2 protein-coding genes are annotated in these 2,045 nt (G+C 65.8%); both read right to left on the reverse strand.

The genetic code is table 11. The features are described from left to right. Positions 1 to 220 precede the first annotated feature (220 nt). Positions 221 to 439 carry a hypothetical protein gene (locus AC1DJT_RS36385; protein WP_441508151.1) on the reverse strand — a complete coding sequence of 73 codons (219 nt, stop codon included), beginning with the start codon at positions 437 to 439 and terminating at the stop codon, positions 221 to 223. Positions 440 to 619: 180 nt separating this feature from the next. Further along, positions 620 to 2,005, reverse strand: a complete 1,386-nt coding sequence (locus AC1DJT_RS36390; protein ID WP_476836020.1) for a DUF1214 domain-containing protein — start codon at positions 2,003 to 2,005, stop codon at positions 620 to 622. Positions 2,006 to 2,045 lie beyond the last annotated feature (40 nt).

Raw genomic sequence — 2,045 nt, forward strand, 5'->3', positions numbered from 1 at the left:
CTGCTGGGCTGCAGCGGCTCCCCGCAACCCCGGGGCGTCGCCCGCGACCTGACACAGGGGACGGCGCAGTGTTCCAAGCACAAATGGGGCACTTCGGAGATGGCCGAGTGCCTCGATCGCGCGACCGGCAACCAGTCCGCAACGGCCCCCGAGGCCAAGGCGGGCCGCAGCGGCTGAGATCGGGGCGTCGCAGGCTCAAGCCCGCGTTTCGCCCGCTGCCTTACGACGCCGGTCGTGGCGGCGGGCCGCCAGCGACGACAGGCTCTGCACCTGGAAAGCGCACGACGTTGGAGTGCGTGCTGCTGCGTTGAGCGCGGGCAACCGCTTCGAGGAGCAACTCGACGGCGCGCCGAAGTCGGTCATCCTCGGGGTTGTCCCCGTCCAGCGTCAGGAAGGCGTTGATCAGATAGGCCCGGGCCAGTGGGTAATTGGTGCTCATGGCCGCCTCCCTTGCAGCGAGAGGGTCGCGCCAAAGGACGAGCGTTTTGTAAATGGGACCGCTCGCATTTGAGCGATTGCCCGGCAAGGAACGCTCTCGATGCCGGGCCGCGCCGAACGGAGAATGCATGGCGCGACGGTCGGGACCTGACCCGGCGCGCCTCTCGCGGCGCGGGAGCGCTCAATCGACCTTGGTGACCGGTGCCGGCTGCCACGCGCCGCGCTTCACCACGTCCTTCGGGACATAGGTTCGGAAGGTCAGCGAGAACGGCTTGCTGTCGGGGGCCGGAAGCCAGTTCGAGTCCGGAACACCGGCGACGGGCTTGGGGCCGATCCCGATCTTCAGCGAACCGTCTGGCTCCTTCGCTAGGCTTGAATTGGTGTTGAAGTTGAAGCGATTGAGCGGGTTTGCCACCACGCGGTAATCCGGCACGCCGACCAGGATCACCGACCAATAGGCATCKACCACGGATTGCGGAAGCTTGTCGGCGGGGAAGTGCATGACATAACTGTTGCTGCCGTTGAGCGGCTTCTCGTCGGCATCGCGGGTGGCGATCAGGTAGACCGCTTCATCTGGTGTGTTGGCCCAGATGCCGGCAAAATTGACCGAGGTACGCAGCCAGAAATCCTTGCCGTAATTGCCCGCCTGGCCGGCGCCGATCCAGTGATTGCTATAGGGCGCGCTCCTGGTCAGGGCGTATTCCTGGAAGGCGGGAATGACCTTGCGCAGCTGCGTGTCGATGGCGGCGCGCGCCTCCTTGCCGGATGCGGCATAGGCTGCGACGACCCGGACCTTCTGCTGCATCTCGGCGGCGTTCGGCGCGACATCGAGCGCGCTTGCGAGCCTGGCATCGACATTGTCGAAGATCTCGACGCCGATCAGGTCCTTGTTCTCGAACAGGGGCATGGCCGGCGGCGGCTGGATCACCGGCTTGCCGAGGGACCTGACCTTGAACTGGCGCTGAAGCTTCACGGCCCCTTCGGGATCGCCCTTGAGCTCGACCCGCGCCAGCATCTTGGCCTTGCCGGAATGCAGCTCGATGCGCCCCGCACCGGCCGGAATCTTCGCCGTCGAGCCGGGTTTGACCAGCGCAAACGTGCCGAAGGGTTTTGAGGGGAAGGAGCGCTCGTTGATGTTGACGATCACCTCGCCCCATTCATCGAGAATCTCGGCGGTGTAGTAGCGTCCCTTGACCTCGGGCACCTCGAGCAGGACGGGCGTCTTGTCGTCGACGGCGAACCAGGCCTCGAGATAGGCGACGTCGAAATTGGGATTGACGAAATCGGCGGAGCCCAGCGGGTTATACTTGATCGCGTTATAGGCGAAGCCCGGCCCCTTCCGGTCGAGATGTTCCTGCCGGATCACGAAGGCCCGGCCGAGCAGATAGACATAGGCGTCCGCGATCGTCTTCTCGTCCGGCTCCGCCGTGCGCGCCGGGGCTTGCGCGAGGCCCGGCCCGTTCAGCAGGGGGCTGAACGCCAGGAAGGCGAGCAGCGTCGCCACATGTCTGCGGTGCAGGGTCATTGGCGCGCCCTTCGAGGCTTCGTGATCACTCAGGCCGTCCATCGCGCCAAACGATCGGCACGGGGCCGGCAGCGACGGTGAC

It is taken from the genome of Allobosea sp. 05T422_2 (genome assembly GCF_056396265.1).

What these genes read in the sequence shown, in the direction of transcription:
- AC1DJT_RS36385 (WP_441508151.1), bottom strand. Translation starts at nt 439, where the DNA reads ATGAGCACCAATTACCCACTGGCCCGGGCCTATCTGATCAACGCCTTC.